A 1,482-nucleotide genomic window follows, 5' to 3' on the forward strand; every position below is an offset into this window, starting at 1 on the left:
TGTTAGAACCCATTTAAAGTGTCTATATTCTCACCAATAAAAATGTCTGGTTTATGATGGTTTTTATCACCATGGACTGGATATAAAATATGGATGCTGATCACTATGTCTGATAAAGAAATTCAACGTCTTGCAGTTCTGCAAGACGTTAGAGATCATCGTATTACCCAGGTCCGTGCTGCTGAAATCCTGAATCTTTCCACCCGTCAAATTACCCGGTTATTGCAGAAGCTCAATCAAGATGGTGTCTCAGGTATGGCACATGCCAGTCGTGGTCAACCGGGTCATCGTCGCCATGACGTCCTGTTAAAATCAGAATGTCTTTCCATTATTTCTGAACATTTACTTGGCTTTGGTCCTACATTGGCTCATGAGAAGCTCAGCAGCATGTTTGGCCTGCATATCCCGGTAGAAACGGTTCGTCGCTGGATGACTGCAAATGACCTCTGGATTCCTCGATCCAAGCGCCTGAAACGTCCATATCAGCCTCGATACAACCGTGATTGCTTCGGTGAGCTGATCCAGATCGATGGCTCATATCATGACTGGTTTGAAGGTCGAGCTTCCAAATGCTGCTTGCTGGTTTATATCGATGACGCCACTGGAAAGCTGTTGCATCTGCGCTTTTGTGAGGCTGAAACGACCTTTGATTATATGCTTTCAACCCGAGCCTACATTGAGCAATACGGCAAGCCTTTAGCGTTTTATAGCGATAAACACTCGGTATTCCGAGTGAATCAGAAATCGAGCCAAGATAGCCAGATCACGCAATTTGGGCGGATTCTGAATGAGTTAAATATTGATATTATCTTCGCCAACTCACCCCAGGCCAAAGGCCGTGTGGAACGTGCCAATAGAACACTCCAGGATCGCCTGATCAAGGAAATGCGCCTAGAAGGTATCTGTTCAATTGCCGAGGCAAATGCCTGGCTGCCCTGCTTTATTGAGCATTTCAATCAGAAGTTTGCCAAGTGTGCGCGAAACTCAAAGAATTTACATCGGCCATTAACCGAATCTGATCTTGAACTGGATGATATTTTTACCTGGCAGGAACCGCGTAAGGTCACCAAGAATCTGACCCTGACCTATGACAAATGTATTTATCTGCTTGAACCGACAGAGCTGAATCATAAGCTTGTTGGGCAATATATTTCATTTCTGGAGTACCCGGATGGCACTGTGGCCCTCATGCACGAGGGACGAAAGCTCAACTACAGCATTTTCAATAAATTAGCTGGGCTACAGCAGAATGAGATCGTTGAGAATAAACGGTTAGGTACAGTTCTGGCACATATTCAGCAACAGCATGAAGAGTTGGAAAAACAGAATAAACGTTCCCGTCTCAAGAAAAGTATGCCGAGTCGTAAAGCTCAGAAAGCTGTTATTGAACAAAGAAAGTTAAATCCTGTGCTTGACTCTTGTGGTTAAAAACAGGACATTTTAAATGGTTTATCGCATAGACATTTTAATTGGTGAATAACA

The 1,482-nt window shown here is 43.8% G+C and carries 1 protein-coding gene; it reads left to right on the forward strand.

The features are described 5' to 3' along the window. The first annotated feature begins 93 nt into the window (after positions 1-93). The gene (locus tag NI469_RS15635) at positions 94-1,428 is read left to right on the forward strand and encodes an ISNCY-like element ISAba32 family transposase (RefSeq protein WP_253175657.1); all 1,335 of its coding nucleotides are present in this window, start codon (positions 94-96) and stop codon (positions 1,426-1,428) included. The last annotated feature ends 54 nt before the right edge of the window (positions 1,429-1,482 follow it).

It is taken from the genome of Acinetobacter lwoffii, assembly GCF_024129735.1.
In the GTDB taxonomy this organism is placed as follows: Bacteria; Pseudomonadota; Gammaproteobacteria; order Pseudomonadales; family Moraxellaceae; genus Acinetobacter; species Acinetobacter lwoffii_H.